This window comes from Solirubrobacter ginsenosidimutans, assembly GCF_027587205.1.
Window position 1 is genome coordinate 92,714 of record NZ_JAPDOD010000022.1, and the last position, 16,204, is coordinate 108,917.

Annotated in this window: 16 protein-coding genes and 1 riboswitch; of the genes, 12 read left to right on the forward strand and 4 right to left on the reverse strand. The window is 71.4% G+C overall.

The features are described 5' to 3' along the window. Window positions 1–29 precede the first annotated feature (29 nt). Window positions 30–112: riboswitch (cyclic di-GMP riboswitch) on the forward strand. A 39-nt stretch (window positions 113–151) separates the two neighbouring features. From OM076_RS22415 to OM076_RS22425, 3 genes are read left to right on the forward strand one after another with little or no spacing between them, the layout of a single operon-like run. Next, complete coding sequence (locus tag OM076_RS22415; RefSeq protein WP_270042303.1) at window positions 152–688, forward strand: CAP domain-containing protein; 537 nt, start codon at window positions 152–154, stop codon at window positions 686–688. Between the two features lie 29 nt (window positions 689–717). After that, entirely contained in the window at window positions 718–2,160 is a 1,443-nt protein-coding gene (locus OM076_RS22420; protein WP_270042304.1) for a hybrid sensor histidine kinase/response regulator, read from the forward strand. Between the two features lie 10 nt (window positions 2,161–2,170). After that, window positions 2,171–2,500: a translation initiation factor gene (locus tag OM076_RS22425; RefSeq protein WP_270042305.1), complete on the forward strand. Its 330-nt coding sequence runs from the start codon at window positions 2,171–2,173 to the stop codon at window positions 2,498–2,500. A 1-nt stretch (window position 2,501) separates the two neighbouring features. Here OM076_RS22425 and OM076_RS22430 read toward each other — a convergent pair whose 3' ends face one another. Together OM076_RS22430 and OM076_RS22435 are read right to left on the reverse strand one after the other, a co-directional pair. Continuing rightward, on the reverse strand, window positions 2,502–3,149 hold the full coding sequence (locus OM076_RS22430) for a hypothetical protein (protein WP_270042306.1): 648 nt from the start codon (window positions 3,147–3,149) through the stop codon (window positions 2,502–2,504). A 28-nt stretch (window positions 3,150–3,177) separates the two neighbouring features. Beyond that, on the reverse strand, window positions 3,178–4,293 hold the full coding sequence (locus OM076_RS22435; protein WP_270042307.1) for a low temperature requirement protein A: 1,116 nt from the start codon (window positions 4,291–4,293) through the stop codon (window positions 3,178–3,180). Window positions 4,294–4,314: 21 nt separating this feature from the next. Between OM076_RS22435 and OM076_RS22440 the strand changes: the two genes are divergently transcribed. Both OM076_RS22440 and OM076_RS22445 read left to right on the forward strand, forming a co-directional pair. Continuing rightward, complete coding sequence (locus OM076_RS22440; protein WP_270042308.1) at window positions 4,315–4,899, forward strand: DUF1989 domain-containing protein; 585 nt, start codon at window positions 4,315–4,317, stop codon at window positions 4,897–4,899. 55 nt (window positions 4,900–4,954) lie between these two features. Then, window positions 4,955–6,406 carry an NAD-dependent succinate-semialdehyde dehydrogenase gene (locus tag OM076_RS22445; RefSeq protein WP_270042309.1) on the forward strand — a complete coding sequence of 484 codons (1,452 nt, stop codon included), beginning with the start codon at window positions 4,955–4,957 and terminating at the stop codon, window positions 6,404–6,406. A 550-nt stretch (window positions 6,407–6,956) separates the two neighbouring features. Here the strand turns inward: OM076_RS22445 and OM076_RS22450 are convergent. Next, window positions 6,957–7,697: an MBL fold metallo-hydrolase gene (locus OM076_RS22450; protein ID WP_372518072.1), complete on the reverse strand. Its 741-nt coding sequence runs from the start codon at window positions 7,695–7,697 to the stop codon at window positions 6,957–6,959. Between the two features lie 150 nt (window positions 7,698–7,847). Here OM076_RS22450 and OM076_RS22455 point away from each other — a divergent pair, with 150 nt between their 5' ends. After that, the gene (locus tag OM076_RS22455; RefSeq protein WP_270042311.1) at window positions 7,848–8,414 is read left to right on the forward strand and encodes a chemotaxis protein CheB; all 567 of its coding nucleotides are present in this window, start codon (window positions 7,848–7,850) and stop codon (window positions 8,412–8,414) included. Between the two features lie 187 nt (window positions 8,415–8,601). Here the strand turns inward: OM076_RS22455 and OM076_RS22460 are convergent, their stop codons facing one another. Continuing rightward, complete coding sequence (locus OM076_RS22460; protein ID WP_270042312.1) at window positions 8,602–9,567, reverse strand: zinc-binding dehydrogenase; 966 nt, start codon at window positions 9,565–9,567, stop codon at window positions 8,602–8,604. 65 nt (window positions 9,568–9,632) lie between these two features. Between OM076_RS22460 and OM076_RS22465 the strand changes: the two genes are divergently transcribed. The 6 genes from OM076_RS22465 (at window position 9,633) to OM076_RS22490 (ending at window position 16,162) form a co-directional block, all read left to right on the forward strand. Beyond that, complete coding sequence (locus OM076_RS22465) at window positions 9,633–10,751, forward strand: hypothetical protein (RefSeq protein ID WP_270042313.1); 1,119 nt, start codon at window positions 9,633–9,635, stop codon at window positions 10,749–10,751. A 91-nt stretch (window positions 10,752–10,842) separates the two neighbouring features. Then, window positions 10,843–11,955, forward strand: a complete 1,113-nt coding sequence (locus OM076_RS22470; protein WP_270042314.1) for an NDMA-dependent alcohol dehydrogenase — start codon at window positions 10,843–10,845, stop codon at window positions 11,953–11,955. Next, the gene (locus OM076_RS22475; protein WP_270042315.1) at window positions 11,936–12,877 is read left to right on the forward strand and encodes an AAA family ATPase; all 942 of its coding nucleotides are present in this window, start codon (window positions 11,936–11,938) and stop codon (window positions 12,875–12,877) included. The genes OM076_RS22470 and OM076_RS22475 overlap by 20 nt, the downstream gene beginning before the upstream one ends. 206 nt (window positions 12,878–13,083) lie before the next feature. Further along, window positions 13,084–13,797, forward strand: coding sequence for a vWA domain-containing protein (locus OM076_RS22480; protein ID WP_270042317.1), 714 nt, complete (start codon window positions 13,084–13,086; stop codon window positions 13,795–13,797). A gap of 195 nt (window positions 13,798–13,992) precedes the next feature. Further along, entirely contained in the window at window positions 13,993–15,360 is a 1,368-nt protein-coding gene (locus tag OM076_RS22485) for a hypothetical protein (RefSeq protein ID WP_270042318.1), read from the forward strand. 31 nt (window positions 15,361–15,391) lie between these two features. Beyond that, the gene (locus OM076_RS22490) at window positions 15,392–16,162 is read left to right on the forward strand and encodes a hypothetical protein (RefSeq protein ID WP_270042319.1); all 771 of its coding nucleotides are present in this window, start codon (window positions 15,392–15,394) and stop codon (window positions 16,160–16,162) included. The last annotated feature ends 42 nt before the right edge of the window (window positions 16,163–16,204 follow it).

Here is a 16,204-nt window from a genome sequence, read left to right on the forward strand (position 1 = left end):
TCCCAGGTCGCAACATCCATAGGTACCTCCCCCGACAAGGGCACCCCCGTTTCGTAAGACGGGTCCGCAAAGTCCAGGAGCTCCCACCCGAGGAGCCGGCCGGATTGCCGAAGGGTCAATGGGAGCTGCCGTTCTCGTCGGAGGTCCTCCCATGCGCCGTATCGCGCAGCGCTTCGCCGTGTCGTCCCTGCTCGTCCTCGCCACCGCGGCTGCTCCGTCGGCCGCGAACGCCGCGGGTTGCTCGGGCGCCGATCGCGACCCGTCCGAGCTCGGCCAGGCCGGCACCGCCCACGTCACGCTCTGCCTGCTCAACCAGCAGCGCCACGCCCACGGCCTCGGCAAGCTCCGCGCCGACGGCAAGCTGCGCAGCGCCGCCAACGGCCACGCCGGCGACATGGTCGCCCAGCACTACTTCGACCACACCTCCAAGTCCGGCGCCTCCTTCGTGACCCGCATCAAGCGCACCGGCTGGACCAAGTCGCGCCACTCGTGGACCGTCGGCGAGAACATCGGCTACGGCACCGGCACCTACGCGACGCCGCGCCAGATGGTCCGCGGCTGGATGCACAGCGCCGGGCACCGCGCGAACATCCTCGCGCGCCAGTTCCGGATGATCGGCATCGGCGTCGCCAACGGCGCGCCGACCGGTGGCGCGGGCGCGACCTACGCCACTGACTTCGGGGGATAGCCGCGCCGCCAGGCCCCATAATGGGGCCAGTGGCACGTGCTGATGCAGTCCGACGCCGCCAGGCCGGTGTGCTCGTGGTCGGTGCCGCGGAGCCCGAGATCCAGTCCTGGCTGCGCGCCGCGGGGCATGCGCCCCGCGCGGTCCGGCGTGCCGCCGCGGCCGGCAAGGCGCTGGAGGAGGAGCCGGTCGACCTGGTCATCGTCGACCGCGACTCGTCCGGGCTCGACGCGCCCGAGGTCTGCCGCCGCCTGCGCGACGACCCGCGGCTCGGCGACGCGTGGGTGCTGGCGATCACCGTCGCGGCCAAGGGCCGGATGGCGGACTCCGTGCTCGACGCGGGCGCCGACGACTATCTGCATCGCCCGTTCACCCGCGCGGAGCTGATCGCGCGAGCGCGCGCGGGACTGCGAGCGAGCGAGCAGCGCGCCAACGACCGCCTGCTGCGGACGCTGATGGAGAACGTCCCGGGCGCGATCTACCGCTCCGCCTGGCACGCCGACTTCGTCCTGGAGGCGATCAGCGACGAGATCGAACGCATCTCCGGCTACCCGCCGGCGGGCTTCCTGGCGTCGCAGAAGCGCACGATCCTCTCGATCGTCCATCCCGACGACGTCGAAGTGGTGCTCGAGACGGTCTCGCACAGCGCCGAGGCGCACGAGCCGTTCGTGCTCGAGTACCGGATCGTGCGCGCCGACGGCGAGGTGCGGTGGGTGCTCGACCGCGGCCAGCCCGTACCCGGGCCGGGCGGGCGGCTGTGGCTCGACGGCGCGCTGTTCGACATCACCGAGCGGCGCGCGGCCGAGGCCGCGCTGCTCGCGCACAAGGTCGAGGCGGCGCGGACGGCCGAGCTGCGCGCCTCCCGCCAGCGCATCCTCGAGGCCGCGGACGCCGCGCGGCGCAAGATCGAGCGCGACCTGCACGACGGCGCGCAGCAGCGGCTCGTCTCCCTGGTCCTCGACGTCCAGGTCGCCCGGCGCCGGCTCGCCAAGGATCCCTCGCAGGTGGGCGAGTTCCTCGAGCGCCTGGGCAACGAGCTCAAAGAGGCATCGACCGAGCTGCGCGAGCTCGCGCGCGGGATCCACCCCGCGGTGCTGACCGAGCGGGGCCTCGTCGCCGCCATCGGCGCGCTCGCCACCCGCTCGCCGTTCCCGGTGGAGGTCGTCGACCCGCCCGAGCAGCGCTTCCCGCCGGCGGTCGAGGCGACGGCGTACTTCACGGTCGCCGAGGCGCTGACCAACGTCGCCAAGTACGCGCAGGCCACGCACGCGGTCGTGCGCGTGGTGTGCGAGGGGTCGGACCTGGTCGTCGAGGTGCTCGACGACGGGATCGGCGGCGCCGCGGTGGGGAAGGGCTCGGGACTGTCCGGGCTCGCCGACCGTGTGGGCGCGAGCGACGGGACGCTGACGGTCGAGTCGCCGCCCGGCCAGGGCACGGTCGTCCGCGCCGTGCTGCCGCTCAACGGCGCGGGGTAGCCTCATTCGCATGGCGCGCAACGAGCGGATGGTCTATTCGAGCTCCGACGGCGACCTGCGCAAGGCCCGCGACCCGCTGTTGAAGGCGCGCAAGGCCGCCGGCGGTCGCGTGAAGGTCAAGCGCGAGACGTCGGGGCGCCGCGGCAAGGCGGTCACGACGATCTACGACGTGCCGCTCGACGACGCGGGCCTGCGAGAGCTCTCCGGCCGCCTGAAGAAGCGCTGCGGCGTCGGCGGGTCCGTGAAGGACGGCGTGATCGAGCTGCAGGGCGACCATCGCAACGTGGTCATGGAAGTGCTGCGCGCCGACGGCTACGACGTCGTAGCCGCCGGCGGCTGAATCAGCGGAACGGCTTGGCGACGTCCGCGCAGATCATGTTCGCGCTGAAGCGGCTGGCGCCGCCGTTGTCGGTGAACTCGATCTGGTAGCTCGAGCGGAACGGGACGATGCCGTTGAGCGCGTCCTCGGGATCGACGGCGTTGCCACCCGCGCTGAGCGCGACGTCACCGTCGTCGCAGCTGAGGTTCACACCGCTCACGAGCACGGTCTTCCCGCCGCCCGGCCCGTTGACGAGGCCGGTCCCGACGCCGTAGAGCCGGCTCGGGATGAAGTCCTCCTCGCTCTTGCCGTCCAGCTTGTCGGCGTTGAGGCCGGAGGCCTTCCCGGCGTCCGGGTTGACGGAGATCGGGGGCTGCCCCGGGGGGACGTTGATGTCGATGCCACGCCGCGCGACGCCCGGTCCCTCGTTGACGACCTTCAGGACCGCACCGATGCCGCTGCCCTGATCGCGCCGCAGTTGCAGGACACCGCTGCTGGTCTGACCGACGCCGCTGAGCGTCGTCGTCGCCTTCTCGATGTGGTTGTCCTGCCCGAGCTTGAACGGGTCGCCGGGCGAGGCGCCGGTCGCCGCCAGGGCGACGGTGGGGACCGCGGTGAAGCCGAGCGCCAGTGCGATGACGGTGCGGCGATTGCGAAGGAATCGGTTCATGCCGGTACAGACGCCCGGCTCACGGCTCCTATCCGGGGGGTTCCCCCGCCGTCCCCCCGACCACCAGGGCGACGGTGAGGATCGCCGCCAGCGCGCCGACCTGCGCGACGCCCGCGACCTCCGTGCCGAGGAAGACCGTCGCGATCGACACCACCCCGGCGGCGGCCCGGACGCGGTTGCCCGGGATCCCGAACGTCCGGCGGAAGCCGAGGTCGCAGAACAGGTAGAGCGCGGTACCGAGGGCGAGCCCGATCGCGATCCATTCCTCGAGCGGGTCGTACGGGTGGCCGACCGCCTTCTTCAAACCCGCCGCGATCGCGATCACCGCGAGCAGGATCCCGAAGTGCCAGTAGCCGAACGCCGTGAGCGCGAGTTGCGCCCGGCGCTCGGGCGGCGCGGCCTCGAAGCCCTCCTCGACCGCGGTCTCGTCGCTGAAGTAGACCCACCACAGGGCGGCGTTGAGCGCGAGCCCGAGCAGCGCCACGAGCACGAGCCCGGCGTCCAGCTTGAGCCCCTCGGCGCCGACGCCGATGACGACGATCGACTCGCCGAGGGCGACGATGACCACGAGCCCGTGACGCTCGACGAAGTGCGAGACCCCGACCACGAACCCCTCGACGCTCGTGAAGCGCGGCGTGAGCCACAGCATCACGCCCGCGAGCGCCCACAGGATCGTCTGCGCGTCGCCTTCAAGCGCGCCGCCGGCGAGCACGATGATCGCCGCGAGGAGGTTGAACGGCGCGATCCGCAGGATCGCCCGCATCTCCGCGAGCGTCGCGCCGCGGGCGTACATGCCGGCGTGCAGGACGACCACGGCGAGATAGGCGAGGCCGAAGACGACGCCGTCGCCCTCGTAGGCGTGCGGCGCGGCGAGCGCGATGATCAAGAAGCCGCCCATCCCGCCGACCAGCAGCAGCCGGAAGCGCAGGCGGTCCGTCGTGATCGCGTTGGTCAGCCACGCGTAGCCGTCGTACATCCACCAGATCAGCAGCAGCATCACCACGACCCGCGACAGCGCCTGGAAGTCGTGGCCCTCGGCCAGGACGTCGGTCAGCTGCGTGATCGTGAAGACGAAGACGAGGTCGAAGAAGAGCTCGAGCGACGAGACGCGGACGCTGCGCGGGGCCACGGGCGGGGAGGACACCGTGGAATCATCCCGATTCTCATGGCGCTCCAACGGATTCCGGCCCGTACGGCCGTCGCGGTGCGCGTCGCGCGTGGAGAGCGGGTGCGGGTCGTCAACACCCACGGCCAGCAGGTCGTCGACACCTGGGCGTTCGTCGATCCGGCCGCGGAGTGGATGTCGATGGAGCACAGCCGGCTGCACATGGGGCGGGTGAATCCGCGCGTGGGGGACACGTTCGTCACCAACCGGCGGCGCCCGGTGCTCACGCTGATCGAGGACACCTCGGGCGGCGTCCACGACACGCTGCTCGCCGCCTGCGACATCTATCGCTACGAGCTGCTCGGCGCCGCCGGGCATGACAACTGCACCGACAACCTGCACGCCGCGCTCGGCGAGCTCGGGCTGCGCGCGCCGCTGACGCCGAGCCCGCTGAACCTGTTCGAGAACGCGCCGCCGGCGGCGGACGGGACGATCGTGATCGCCCCGCCGGTCTCGACCCCCGGCAGCCACGTCGCGCTGCGCGCCGAACTCGACCTCGTGATCGTGTTCTCGGCATGCCCTCAGGACATGGCGGCAACGAATGGGCCTGGCCCACGGGATGCGCATTTCGAGCGACTTGCGTGACCTGCGCGGCGCATTTATTGTCGCGGCCAACAAACCCGTTTGGAAGAGGTCCTTGATGCTGATCGAACAAGATGTCGTCTCCGCCGTGCCGCGCGGCGTGTGGATCGGCGGCGAATGGCGGGAGACCGGCGCGACGCTGCCGGTCGAGGACCCGTCCACGGGCGAGGTGCTGACCGAGATTGCTGACGCGTCCGCCGAGGACGCGCTGGCCGCGCTCGACGCGGCTTCGGCGGCGCAGGAGGAGTGGGCCGCGTGGGCGCCGCGCGAGCGCGGGGAGATCCTGCGCCGTTCCTACGAGGAGCTGATGGCGCGCCAGGACGAGCTCGCGCTGCTGATGACGCTCGAGATGGGCAAGCCGCTCGGCGAGTCGCGCGGGGAGATCGCCTACGCCGCCGACTTCTTCCGCTGGTTCGCGGAGGAGTCCGTGCGCATCGACGGCCGCTTCGCCACCGCGCCCAACGGCGCCGGCCGCCTGCTGGTCATGAAGCAGCCTGTCGGGCCGTGCCTGCTGATCACGCCGTGGAACTTCCCGATGGCGATGGGCACGCGCAAGATCGGCCCGGCGGTCGCCGCGGGCTGCACGATGATCGTCAAGCCCGCGCAGCAGACGCCGCTGTCGATGCTCGCGCTGGCCGAGATCCTCGAGCGCGCCGGCCTGCCGGCGGGCGTGCTGAACATCGTCACGTCGTCCTCCGCGAGCCGCGTGGTCGGCCCGCTGATGAACGACCCGCGCCTGCGCAAGGTCTCCTTCACGGGCTCGACCGCGGTGGGGAAGATGCTGGTCGAGCAGTCGGCGAACCAGCTGCAGCGCGTCTCGATGGAGCTCGGCGGGAACGCGCCGTTCCTGGTCTTCGAGGACGCCGACCTCGACGCCGCCGTCGACGGCGCGATGCTGGCCAAGATGCGCAACGGCGGCGAGGCCTGCACCGCCGCCAACCGCTTCCTCGTGCACGAGGCGGTCGAGGCCGAGTTCGCGAAGCGGCTTGCGGCGCGGATGGGCGCCCTCAACGTCGGCCGCGGCACCGAGCCGGGGATCGACGTCGGCCCGCTGATCAACCGCGTCGAGCGCGACAAGGTCGCCGAGCTGGTGAGCGACGCGCGTGACCTCGGCGCCTCGGCGCTCGTGGGCGGCGAGTCGATCGACGGCCCAGGCGCCTTCTACCAGCCGACGGTGCTCTCCGACGTCCCCGACGATGCGCGGGTCCTGACCGAGGAGATCTTCGGCCCGGTCGCGCCGCTGCGCACGTTCTCCTCCGAGGACGCCGCGATCACCGCGGCCAACGCGACCGAGTACGGCCTCGTCGCCTACGTCTACACGCAGGACATCAAGCGCGCGTTCCGCGTCGTCGAGCGCCTGCAGACCGGCATGGTCGGCCTCAACCAGGGGATCGTCTCCAACGCCGCGGCGCCGTTCGGCGGCGTCAAGGCGAGCGGCATCGGCCGCGAGGGCGGCCAAGAGGGCATCGCGGAGTTCCTCGACATGAAGTACGTCGCCATGGCAACCTGACCCACGGTGGACCCGAAGGGACGAAAGTCAACTGCGCCGGGTGGGGAGGGGGAGTGGCGCACCCTCCGGGTCTGCCTGCCGTGAGTCCGCCGCTCGGCGCGGCTCTGTTGGCCCGAAATCTCGCGCTGGGATACCGACAGTTACGGGCGTGGGCTGGTCAGTGTGTCCCGCACTCGCGCTGTCCCGGGTCGCCGTGGTCGACCGTGCGCGTTTGAGGGACGGATCGCGGGTTTCGATCAGGTTCGTACTGTTCGATGTGGCGCGCACGACTTCTTTGCTCGCCGAAACCGATCACCGAAAGGCCCGGCGGGGACGGGGGTGTCAGCACCACGCCCGTAACTGTCGGTATCCCAGCACGGCACTTCGACCCCGACAGAGCCGCGCACCGAGCGGACCCACGCCAGCCCGGGACCGGTGGCACTGCCGCTCCCCCCTCCCCCACCCGGCGCAGTTGACGTTCAACCCACCTAGCCCCTGCGGGATCGTCGCCGTCATGGCGTCCGCGAGCTGCTCGGGGCGGACTTCCGGCCGGGCGACAGAGGATTTGGACTCATCCGATGCTCGCGGCACGCGCCTGATCGACGAGGGCGCGTGCGCCGCTCTTCCACGGCTCGCCGTGACCGACGAGCACGGTGCCGGCGTTCGTGTCCGCGATCGCTTCGAGGGTGGCGAGATTGCGCTCGCTGTCGGCGGTCGCCGCTCTGGCGATGATCCGCGGGCCGGTGCGCCCGGTATAGGGATCGAGCGTGACCACGGCGTCGCCGGCGATCACCACGTCGCGATCCGGCAGATGAAAGGCGCAGTGCCCGAGCGTGTGCCCGGGCGTGGACACGACGCGCGGCGAGCCCGGAACCGCCAGGGTCCCGGCCACGTAGCGCGTGACCTCGCGCAACGGCGGGGGAAAGAGCGCCCGGGTCCGCGCGAAGGCGAGCACGTACGGCAGCGCCCGCGGGTGGGTGGCCAGATACGGCGTGCGCGCGCGTTCGTGCCCGTACTGGCGGGGATGGCGAGTCAGCGGGACGTCGTTCTCGTGGACATGGACGGGCACGCCCAGCTCAGCGCGAGCGCGTTCGGCGAACCCGAGATGGTCGAAGTGCGCGTGGGTGAGGATCAGCGCCGCGATCTGCGACGGCTTGCGTCCCAATTCATCCAATGCCGCGTGCAGCGACGCCCACGACCCAGGAACGCCGGCATCGACGATCGTCAGCCGCTGGTCGTCCTCGATCACGTACCAGTTCGTGTGCGCGTCTTCGATCCGATGGACACCATCGGCGACGTTCATCTGCAACATCGGCCAGTGGTACCGGCGGCGATACGTCGCACCGGCGGTCCGGCGGAACCGTGAACACTGTCCGAAGGTCAGGGACATCCGCCCTCAGCGGATGTCGTTCAACTGACGAACCACCCCGGACGCTCATGAGCGTCGGCTAGACCCTGGCCCATGTCGGGGATCGAGGTCGTCGCACTCGTCGCGTCCGCGGGCGGTCTCGACGCGCTCGGCGCGATCGTCAGCCGGTTGCCACCGGGCTATCCGGCGGCGGTGCTGGTCCAACAGCGTCTGGGTGGCAACGGCATGGCGCTCGTCGACCTCCTCGACCGCGAGACCGAGCTCGACGTCTCGTGGGTGGGGCTGCGGACGCGCCTCGAGCCGGGAAGCGTGCTGGTCTGCCCACCGGGAGCGCAGCTCGAGGTCCGCCCCGACGGGGCGTGCGCGCTGACCGCGACCCAGGGCAACGGGCTGGACCTGCCGTTCGACGCCTTGTTCTCCTCGCTCGCCCAATCGTTCGGCGAGCGCGCGCTCGGCGTGGTCCTGACGGGCCGGTCGACCGACGCCGCGGCGGGGACCCGCGCGCTGGTCGCCGCGGGCGCGACCGTGCTGGCGCAGAGCGAGAACAGCGCCGAGCACGCGACGATGCCGCGCGCCGCGGTCGCGGCGGGCGCCGGCCCCTCACTGGGCCTCGAGGCGATCGCGCAAGCGCTGCTGGAGGCCGCTCGTCGGTCGGGATGAGCGCCAACGCGCCCGGCACTGCCGCCATTGGCGCGACGCGCGCGGGTTGTGACTTGCATAACAACCCTCATTGTTGACAGGATGAACAGGCGCCGTCTGACCAGCGGCGTTCCGTAAGCGGAAGAATCCGCGAACCCGTCGGGCCGGCGGCGCGAGCACCTGGGAAGGTCGCGTCGCCGGACCGAACTCAGCGCGTCAACACGAGCTTGCCGAAGACGTCGCCCGCGGCCAGCGCCTCGAACGCCGCCCGCGCGTCCTCGAGCGGCCGCTCGCTCTCGATCACCGGGCGCACGTCGCGCTCGACGCACAGCCGCAGCAGTCGCTCGAGCTCGTCGCGCGTGCCCATCGTCGACCCCACGACGGAGAGCTGCAGGAAGAAGACGCGGTTCAGCCCGGCGGGCGGGTCGGCGCCGGACGTCGCGCCCGAGATGACGAGCGTCCCGCCTGGCTTGAGCGCCTTCAGCGAGTGATCCCACGTCGCCGCGCCGACCGTCTCGGCCACGACGTCGACGCGCTCGGGGAGTCGGGCGCCCGGCACGAAGACCGCGTCCGCGCCGAGCGAGAGCGCCCGCGCGCGCTTGGCCTCCGAACGCGAGGTCGCCCACACCCGCAGGCCCGCGGCGCGTCCGAGCACGATCAGCGCCGTCGCCACGCCGCCGCCCGCGCCCTGCACCAGGACCGTCGAGCCGGGCACGACCGCCGCGCGGGTGAAGAGCATCCGGTACGCGGTCAACCACGCCGTCGGCAGGCAGGCCGCCTCCGCGAACGAGAGCTCCGGCGGCTTGGGCACGAGGTTGCGCCGCGGCACCGCCACCCGCTCAGCGAACGTCCCGGGGTACCGCTCCGAGAGAATCGACCGGCGCGGGTCAAGCGTCTCGTCGCCCCGCCAGGCGTCCGACGTCACGACCGAATGCACGACGACCTCGTTGCCGTCGGCGTCCACGCCCGCGGCGTCGCAGCCGAGGATCATCGGCAGCCGGTCCGCCGGCAGGCCGACCCCGCGCAGCGACCACAGGTCGTGGTGATTGAGGGAGGCGGCCCGGACCTCGACCGTCGTCCAGCCCGGCGGGACGGCCGGTTCGTCGAGCGATCCGACCACCAATCCGGCGAGCGGTTCGTCTGCGTTCGTATGCGCCACATAAACAGCGAGCACGGCGCGAAACCTTAACCTCTTGGCGGGGTTCAGTCCCGCACACGGATGGCCGATCAAACGCACAGATGCCTCGTTCCCTCCCCGCCTGCCTGAGCCTGTTCACGCTCGCGCTCGCTCTCTTCGCCCTTCCGGCGCGTGCTCACGCGTCCGCGGGAATGGAGCTCGCGCTGCAAGACGACGCCGTCTTCGTCGACCAGCGCTGGATGGAGCGCGACGTGGCGATGGACCACGCCGTCGAGCTTGGCGCGACCCGGATCCGCGTGAACGTGCTGTGGGCGCGGCTGCTCGTCGGCGACCCGGAGGCACGGCACGCCCCGCACACCGTCACGTACGACTTCAGCCGCATCGACGCCCTCCAGGCCGCCGCGGCCGCCCGCGGCATCAAGTTGCAGCTGACGATCGCCGGGCCCGCGCCCGCGTGGGCGACGGCGAACCACGAGGTCGGCAACTATCGCCCTGACGCGGCGAAGTTCGGCGCGTTCGTCAAGGCCGTCGTCGGCCATTTCCAGGGCCGGGTCGACCGGTACGCGATCTGGAACGAGCCGAACTGGAACACGTGGCTGGCCCCCGGCCGGACGGCCGCGAGCCAGTACCGCATGCTCTACAGCACCGGCTACAAGGCGATCAAGGCGACCGACCCGCGGGCCAAGGTCCTGATCGGCGAGCTGGCCCCGATCGGGGGCGGGCGGGCGATCGCGCCGCTGAAGTTCCTGCGCGACGTCACCTGCTCGAAGGCCAACTACGCCGCGGCGAAGAAGTGCGCGCCGCTGAAGGCCGACGGCTTCGCCATCCACCCGTACCAGTTCACGTCCGCGCCCACCGTGGTCTCCGGCCGCCCCGACGACGTGCCGATCAGCGCCCTGTCGCGGCTGACGACGGCGCTCGACAAGCTTGCCAAGCGCAACGCGCTACGCACGCCCACTAAGGCCAAGATGGGCGTCTACCTGACCGAGTTCGGCTACCTGACCGAGGGCAATCGCGCGCAGAAGCCGAAGGTCCGCGCCGCCTGGCTGGCCTCCGCGTTCACGGTCGCGCGCCGCAACCCGCGCGTCAAGCAGCTCCTGCAGTACCAGCTCGTCGACCCGCCTGAAGACGAGATCTGGCACTCCGCGATCCTGCACCGCGACGGCTCGCCACAGGCGGCCTACGCGGGCCTCGCGAAGGCCTCCGCCTCCAGCCGCTGAGCGCCCGCGCGCCGCACCCGCAGGCGGTAGCGCGCCGGAAGCGACAGGCGGGGTACGATCGCGGCGTCGGCGTCACACGAAGGAGGAGTTCGTGAAGACCAGGGCAGCCATGCTGTGGGAGACCGGTCGCGATTGGGAGATCGCCGAGCTGGATCTCGACGACCCCAAGCAGGGGGAGGTGCTGATCCGCTGGGTGGCCGCTGGGCTGTGCCACTCCGACGAGCACCTGCGCCACGGCGACATCGTGCCGCGGTTCCCGATCGTCGGCGGCCATGAGGGCGCCGGGATCATCGAGAAGATCGGCCCGGGCGTCTCGCGCGTCAAGGAGGGCGATCACGTCGTCACGTCGTTCCTCCCGGTCTGCGGCCATTGCCGCTTCTGCGCCACCGGGCACTCGAACATCTGCGACCTGGGCGCGACGATCCTCGACGGCTGCCTGCCCGACGGGACGTTCCGCTTTCACTCCAACGGCGACGACATCGGCGCGATGTGCATGCTCGGCAGCTTCAGCCAGTACAGCGTGATCTCCGAGACCAGTTGCGTGTCGGTCGACAAGGACCTACCGCTGGACACCGTCGTGCTCGTCGGCTGCGGCGTCCCGACCGGCTGGTGCAGCGCCGTCTACGCCGCCGACGTGGTGCCGGGCGAGACCGTGATCATCTACGGCATCGGCGGCATCGGCTCCAACGCCGTCCAGGGCGCCAATCACGCCGGCGCGGCCAACATCATCGCCGTCGACCCGCTCGCCAACAAGCGCGAGATGGCCGAGGACCTCGGCGCGACCCACACGGTGGCCAGCGCCGACGAGGCCTACGCGCTCTCCCAGGACCTGACCCGCGGCGTCGGCGCCGACAAGGCGATCATCACCGTCGACATCGTCAACGAGGAGGTCGTCGGCGCGGCCGTCACCGCGATCCGCAAGGGTGGCACCGCGGTCATCACCGGTCTCGCGGACCCGAACAAGCTCACCGTCCAGCTCTCTGGCGCGGTCATGACGCTCTACGAGAAGACGGTCAAGGGCACGCTGTTCGGCTCGGGCAACCCGATGTACGACATCCGCAACCTGATCGGCCTCTACCAGGCGGGCAAGCTCAAGCTCGACGAGCTGGTCACGCAGCGCTACGCGCTCGACGACATCGGCCAGGGCTTCCAGGACATGCTCGACGGCAAGAACATCCGGGGAGTTGTCGTTCACGAGCACTAGCTCGGCATCACTGCTGGCGCGGGTCGACGAGCGGATCGTCGGCCTGCGCCGCGAGGCCGAGGTGCTCGCGGCCACGCTCGCGTCCGGCTGCCACGTCGTCCTCGAAGGGCCGCCCGGGACCGGGAAGTCGACGCTGCTGCGCGCTGTCGCCGACGGCGCGGGCCTCGGGGTCGAGTTCGTCGAGGGCAACGCCGAGCTCACGCCCGCCCGGCTGGTCGGCCATCACGACCCCGCGCTCGTCCTGGAAGCGGGCTACACGCCCGACACGTTCGTCGACGGCCCGCTGATCAGCGCGCTGCGCGAGGGCCGGCTGCTCTACATCGAGGAGCTCAACCGGGTGCCGGAGGAGACGCTCAACGTCCTCGTCGGCGCGCTGGCGGAGGGCGAGATCCACGTGCCGCGGCTCGGGCGCGTGCCCGCTCGCGAGAGCTTCCGGCTGATCGCCGCGATGAACCCGTTCGACGCCGTCGGCACGGCGCGCGTGAGCCAGGCGATCTCGGATCGCATGTGCCGGATCGCGATCACCTACCAGGACGAGGCCGGCGAGCGGGCGATCGTCGAGCGCGTGACCGGGGCGGCGAGCGCGCTCACGCCGCCCGCCGTGACCCTCACCCGCCTCACCCGCGAGCATCCGCAGGTGCGGATGGGGGCGTCCGTGCGCGGCGCGATCGACCTCGTCCGCCTCGGGCGCGAGCTGAGCGGGCTGCGCTCCGAGCCCGAGCCCACGCCCGGGGACGCGACGTTCGCCGACGCGGCGATCGCCGCGCTGTCGGGCCGGCTGCGGCTCGACGAGGGCGCCGACGTCACGCCGGAGGCGATCGTGCTCGAGCTGATCGAGCGGCTCAAGCCCGCCGAGGAGACTGAGCCGCCGGGAAAAGCGCGGGCCGGCGGGCCGACAACGGCGGGGCCGGCCGGGCACTGAGCGGCGCCGAGGCCCAGGAGGTCGTCAAGGAGCGCGGCCGGCGCACCCTGCGCCGGGACCAGCTGGCCGGCGCGCACGCGAGCCTCGAGCAGGTCTCGCCCGCGATCGGCCGGCTCGACGAGGCGGCCTTCAACGACCTGCTCAGGACCGACGCGGACGCCGCCGTCGCGCTGCTCGCCGACCTCGGCGCGGCCACCGACCCGCAGTTGCGGGCCCAGGCGCGCAGGCTGGCCGCGCGGCTGTTCGTGCGCGCCGGACGGCTCGGGAGCGACCGCAGCCGCGGGTATCGGCGATTGAGCCCCGGACGCGCCGGGGGAGAGGGCGACCTCGACCTCGACCTGACCCTTGAGGTTGCCGGCGGAAGGCCGAAACATGGGGACGAGCTGATCGCCCGCCGCTGGACCGCCCCACGGCGCGCGCTGTGCCTGCTCGTCGACCACAGCGGGTCGATGCGCGGCCACGCCGTCGGCCTCGCCGCGATGGCCACCTGCGCGGTCGTCCTGGAGGGCACGCGTCGCCCCGGCGCGAGCACGAGCGTGATCGCCTTCGCCGCCGACGCGCTGGTCCTGCAGCGCCAGGGCGAGGCCCGCCGGCCCGCCGGCCTCGTCGACGATCTGCTCTCTCTGCGCGGCAAGGGCCGCACCGATCTGGCTCTGGCGCTGCGCACGGCGGCCCGGGAGCTCGCACGCGAGCCGGCCGCGGAACGGGTCGCGATCGTCCTCTCGGACTGCCGGGTGACGGCCGGCGACGATCCCTTGGGCGCGCTCGGCGGCTTCGATCGCGTGGACGTCCTCGGCAGCGACGCCGACCCTGAGGCGGTCGCGGCGGGCAAGCGCCTCGCGGCCCGCGCGCGCGGGCGCTACTTCTCCGCTGCTCGCTTCGAAGACCTCCAATCCAGTCTAGTCGCGCTCCTGGCCTAAAGAACGTGTGGAGTCATCTGGACGAATAGTGGCTTGACGAGCCCTCTCATCTCTATGTACCGTCGCCCGCACTCGGGGTGTGATGTCGCCTCACGGGGAGAGGCGCGTCCTACGATGCTCCGCTCGGTCAATACGGGTCCACGCAGGTTGCATGCAGGAGGGAGAGTGGCAGCGATGCCCTCAGTCGGTCTCAAAATGAAGCTTTCGGTACTCGGGGTGGCGTTCGCCGCCCTGGGTGTGTCGACGAGCACGGCATCCGCCAGTGACGTATGGCTGTGGGCCTGTCACGGGCCCTCCGGCTCGGCGATCAATTCGTTCGGCTCGCACAATCTCGCGGGATATGGAAACGGCTGCTCCGGCGCCGGCAGCACGCTGGACGACGGCGGTCTGCGGGGCCTGTTCACTCCTGTCGGCGGCCTGGTCTACGGCACCGACAGCGCCGTTCTCAGGGTTCCGTCGGAGACCAAGCTGACGGGGCTGCGCGTGCAGCGGCGCGTGAGCGGCATCGCGACGGGCATGGAGTACTCGCTCAAGGCCCCGTCCAACGCGGTCACGCTCGAGTCCTCGACCGGCGACCCCGTCCCCGCGGCGGACAAGACGTTCGCGGTCGATCCCGGCTCGACCGTCAGCGGCACCGTCGCGATCGCGCTCGGCTGCCCGGCGGCGGCGGGTTGCGCCGCGGACGGGCCGGCCACGCTCGACGTCTCGCGCATCGGCATGAAGGTCTCTGACACCCAGGCCCCGACGTTCGCCGTCGGTGGCACGCGCAGCCCGGCGGCCGGCACGCTGGACCTCGACGTCCACGGCAACGACGCGGGTGTCGGCCTCCGCTACGCCGAGGCGGGCATCGAAGGCACGTCGCTGGCGAGCAAGGCGTTCCCGGCCACGAACTGCGACGACCTCTCGCCCGACGGCGCGACGGTCGACCTGCCGCTCGACAACGACTGCGCACACGTCGACAAGGTCGATCTCCACGTCTCCACGACCGGCCTGCCCGACGGCGACTACACGCTCCTCGTCCGCGTCACCGACTGGGCCGGCAACGTCACCGAGCAGCGCTCGCCCGTCGAGATCGCCAACAACGTCAACCTCGGGACGAACACGCAGACGCTGAGCATCGGCACGAGCGGCGCGCCGACCCCGAACGCGAACGCCAACGCCAACGCGAACAACAACAACGGCGGGATCCTCGGCGCCAGCTCGCAGAACTGCAAGACGCCGCGCCTCTCGTTCTCGCTCTCGCAGAAGCCGCTCCGGGTCTCCAAGGGCGTCCCGGTCCTGCAGTACGGCAAGCGCTACCGGTTCAACGGGCGCCTGACGTGCGTCATCAACGGCAAGCGCCAGTCGGCTCCGAAGCGCGCTCGGATCGACGTCCTGAACAAGATCGGCAAGAAGACCTACAGCAAGGCCGGCACGACCGTCCGCGACGCAGGCAAGCTCACCATCATCCTTGCCTACAAGAGCTCGCGTACGATCACGTTCCGGTTCACCAACAGCGATGGGAAGCGCTCGTCGGTGAGCATCAAGGTCAAGGTCGAAAAGAAGAAGTCGTCCAAGCGCTAAGCGCTTGCGTCGGCGGCAGGGAGATTCAGACATGAAGCGGTATGTGGCGCTCGGCGCCGTGCTCACGGCGCTCGGCGCCGGTGGCACGGCGCTCGTGCAAGGCGCAGCGGCCGGCGGGTCCGCTGCGCAGACGCAGGACGGCGGGCTCTCGATGATGCCCGCGGTGATTCAGCACAACGCGCAGCCCGGGGCCTTGGCCTCCGTGACGGTGGCCAACCGCTCCGCGGCGGCGATGGCGGTCACCGTCACACCCCGTCCGTGGGTGCAGGCGGCGACGGGCAAGGTCGCCCCGAACCGGCGCGCGACGCTTCCCGGCGTCAGCGTCGACAAATCGACCTTCACCCTCGCCCCCGGCGCCGAAGAGGTCGTGACCGCGACGCTGGGCTCGGCGCCCGCGGCCGGCTACCTCTATGGCTCGCTGGAGGTCATCGGCGTCCCGACCGACGCCGCGACGCGCAAGGGCGTCGTCCTCGGCTACCGGCTGGTCGGCGCGGTCCGGATCCTCCCGGCGGCGCCGAAGTACCTGATCACGGCGGGCAATGTCAAGGCCTCCGGGGCGACCGCGGTCATCCCGATCAAGAACGCCGGCAACACGCTTGACCCGGTCGCGGGCTCGGTCAAGGTCAAGGGCTCCTCGGGGACCAAGAACCTCACCGTCGCGTCGGTGAAGGTCCTCCCGGGCAAGACCGTGAATCTGCCGGCCGGCACGAAGCTCGCCAAGGGCTCCTACACGGCCACCGTGTCGCTGACGCAGCACGGCAAGAAGGCGCTCGCCGTGACCAAGAAGTTCAAGGTCAAATGAGAACCCGCAAATCACGTCCGATTCCGGGTTCCGGCAGCTACG

What these genes read in the sequence shown, in the direction of transcription:
- OM076_RS22415 (WP_270042303.1), top strand. Translation starts at nt 152, where the DNA reads ATGCGCCGTATCGCGCAGCGCTTCGCCGTGTCGTCCCTGCTCGTCCTC.
- OM076_RS22425 (WP_270042305.1), top strand. Translation starts at nt 2,171, where the DNA reads ATGGCGCGCAACGAGCGGATGGTCTATTCGAGCTCCGACGGCGACCTG.
- OM076_RS22430 (WP_270042306.1), bottom strand. Translation starts at nt 3,149, where the DNA reads ATGAACCGATTCCTTCGCAATCGCCGCACCGTCATCGCACTGGCGCTC.
- OM076_RS22440 (WP_270042308.1), top strand. Translation starts at nt 4,315, where the DNA reads ATGGCGCTCCAACGGATTCCGGCCCGTACGGCCGTCGCGGTGCGCGTC.
- OM076_RS22445 (WP_270042309.1), top strand. Translation starts at nt 4,955, where the DNA reads ATGCTGATCGAACAAGATGTCGTCTCCGCCGTGCCGCGCGGCGTGTGG.
- OM076_RS22450 (WP_372518072.1), bottom strand. Translation starts at nt 7,697, where the DNA reads ATGTTGCAGATGAACGTCGCCGATGGTGTCCATCGGATCGAAGACGCG.
- OM076_RS22455 (WP_270042311.1), top strand. Translation starts at nt 7,848, where the DNA reads ATGTCGGGGATCGAGGTCGTCGCACTCGTCGCGTCCGCGGGCGGTCTC.
- OM076_RS22465 (WP_270042313.1), top strand. Translation starts at nt 9,633, where the DNA reads ATGCCTCGTTCCCTCCCCGCCTGCCTGAGCCTGTTCACGCTCGCGCTC.
- OM076_RS22485 (WP_270042318.1), top strand. Translation starts at nt 13,993, where the DNA reads ATGAAGCTTTCGGTACTCGGGGTGGCGTTCGCCGCCCTGGGTGTGTCG.
- OM076_RS22490 (WP_270042319.1), top strand. Translation starts at nt 15,392, where the DNA reads ATGAAGCGGTATGTGGCGCTCGGCGCCGTGCTCACGGCGCTCGGCGCC.